The following is a 2,859-nucleotide window of genomic DNA, read 5'->3' on the forward strand; positions in this document are numbered from 1 at the left end:
GCCACCGCGATCGCGACGACCGCCGCGGGAGCCAGGACCTTGCGAACGTGCTGCATGTGGCCACCTCGGGACGATTCGATCGGCGCTCGGGCGCAACGTACCGAATGATCGACGTCAATGCACCTCCACCTACGAATGGCGGCTTTCGACTGATGCTGCAAAAGATAAGGCTGTCGATGCGAAAGTCTGGACGGGCGATCACGAACTTCATAACGTAAGCACCACTGCAGGAATGTTCGAGCAGGTGTCCAAGCCCTTTTCCCCGGAGGGTCTGCTCGAGCACGCCTGTGCCACAGCAATCCCCGGCTGCGGCGCGGCGGCACGCGCCCCCGCCTGGCAATCCCCAGTCAGGAAGGGACCACCGTGTACCACAGAAACAGGCTCCATCGATCCATCGCCTTATCGACCTCCGCCCTCCTCCTCTGCACCATCGCCGGCGTCACCGCCGGCCCGGCGGCCGCGGTCATCAACCCGGCCGACTTCCAGCAGGTCACCCTCGCCAAGGGCGTCGCCGAGACCGGCGAGCCGATGAGTCTCGCGGTGCTGCCCGACCGTTCGGTGCTGCACACCGCCCGCAACGGGACGCTGCGCCGCACCGACGCGGCCGGCAACACCGCCGTGATCGCGACGATCCCGGTCTACACCCACGACGAAGAGGGCCTGCAAGGCGTGGCCGTCGACCCCGGCTTCGCCACCAACCGGCGCATCTACCTGTTCTACGCGCCGCCGCTGAACACCCCGGCGGGCGACGCCCCGGCCACCGGCACGGCCGCGACCTGGGCCACCTGGGCGGGCGTCAACCGGCTGTCCCGCTTCACGCTCAACGCCGACTTCACCGTCAACATGGCGAGTCAGGTCAACGTGCTCGACGTCCCGACGGACCGGGGCATGTGCTGCCACGTCGGCGGCGACATGGACTGGGACGCCGCCGGCAACCTCTACCTCTCGACCGGCGACGACTCCAACCCGTTCGACTCGGCCGGCTACTCCCCGATCGACGAGCGCACCAACCGCAATCCCGTCTACGACGCGCAGCGCAGCGCCGCCAACACCAACGACCTGCGGGGCAAGATCCTGCGCATCAAACCGAACGACAACGGCACGTACGCGATCCCGGCGGGCAACCTCTTCGCGCCCGGCACGGCGAACACCAGGCCCGAGATCTATGCGATGGGCTTCCGCAACCCGTTCCGGATCAGCGTCGACAAGGCCACCGGCGCCGTCTACGTCGGTGACTACGGCCCGGATGCGGGCACCTCGTCGGCGACCCGAGGCCCGTCCGGGCAGGTCGAGTTCAACCGGGTGACCAGCCCGGGCAACTACGGCTGGCCGTACTGCACCGGAACGAACACCAACGCCGAGACCTACAACGAGTGGGACTTCGCGACGGGGGCCGGCGGCGCCAAGTACAACTGCGCGGGCGGGCCGGCGAACAACTCGTTCCGCAACACCGGACTGTCCACGTTGCCCGCCGCCCGGCCCGCCTGGATCCGCTACGCCGGTGACGCGGGCTCGCCGCCCGAGTTCGGCGGCGGCTCGGAGTCGCCGATGGGCGGCCCCGTCTACCGATACAGCGCGAGCAACCCGTCGGCGACCAAGTTCCCGCAGGTCTTCGACGGGCAGTTCTTCGCCGGCGAGTTCGGCCGCGGCTGGATCAAGCCGATCGTGGTCAACGCCAACGGCACACCGGGCACGATCGACACCTTCCCGTGGAACGGCAAACAGGTCATGGACCTGGCGTTCGGCCCGGACGGCGCGCTCTACGTGCTCGACTACGGCACCGGCTACTTCAACGGCGACGCCAACTCGGCGCTCTACCGGTACGACTACGTGGCCGGCGGCAACCGCGCGCCGACCGCGGTGGCGAGCGCCAACCCGACCTCCGGCGCCGCGCCGCTGACCGTCACCTTCTCCTCGGCGGGCAGCAGCGACCCCGATGGCGGCGCGCTCACCTATGCGTGGGCCTTCGGCGACGGCACCACCTCGACAGCGGCCAACCCGACCAAGACGTACGCCACCACCGGCACCTTTACCGCGACGCTGACCGTGCGTGACCCGCAGGGCGCGACCGGCACGTCGAGCGTGAGCGTCAGCGTCGGCAACACCGCCCCGGCGGTCGTCATCAACGCACCGGCCTCCGGTCAGCTGGTCTCGTTCGGCGACACCGTCCCGTGGAGCGTGACGGTCACCGATCCCGAGGACGGGACGATCGACTGCTCGAAGGTGACCATGGCCTACGTCCTCGGCCACGATCAGCACGCGCACCAGATCACGTCGCAGACCGGCTGCTCCGGCTCGATCACCATCCCCGCCGACGGTGAGCACGACGACGCCGCGAACATCTTCCCGATCTTCGACGCGTCGTACACCGACAAGGGCGGGCTGACCACGCACGCGCAGAACCTTCTCGCGCCCCGCAAGCGGCAGGCCGAGCACTACCGGACCGCCTCGGGCGTCAGCCGGATCGGCAAGACGGCGGCCGAGGGCGGGCAGACCGTCGGCGATATCAACAACGGTGACTGGATCCAGTTCGACCCGTACAAGCTGAACAACGCCACCTCCTTCACCGCGCGGGTCTCGTCGGGCGGCGCCGGCGGCACGCTTCAGGTGCGGACGGGCTCGCCGACCGGAACGGTGATCGGCTCGGCCGCCGTGGCGCCGACCGGCTCGTGGGAGACGTTCGTCAACGTCACCGGCGCCGTCAGCGGAGCCCCGGCCGGCACGACGTCGCTCTACCTCACGTTCGCCGGCACCGGCACGGGCGCGCTGTTCGATGTGGACAGTTTCACGTTCGCGACCGGCGCGGGATTGCTGTCGCTGAACAGGCCGGCAACGGCCTCCAGCGCCGAGAGCGCCACC

2 protein-coding genes are annotated in these 2,859 nt (G+C 69.4%); both read left to right on the forward strand.

The features are described from left to right. The coding region (locus AB0M20_RS35940; RefSeq protein WP_364305059.1) for a hypothetical protein at nt 1-218 on the forward strand (218 nt) is incomplete at its 5' end. Between the two features lie 211 nt (nt 219-429). Further along, the coding region (locus AB0M20_RS35945) for a PQQ-dependent sugar dehydrogenase (RefSeq protein ID WP_364305060.1) at nt 430-2,859 on the forward strand (2,430 nt) is incomplete at its 3' end.

Origin of the sequence: Actinoplanes sp. NPDC051633, from assembly GCF_040681735.1 — a bacterium.
In the GTDB taxonomy this organism is placed as follows: Bacteria; Actinomycetota; Actinomycetes; order Mycobacteriales; family Micromonosporaceae; genus Actinoplanes.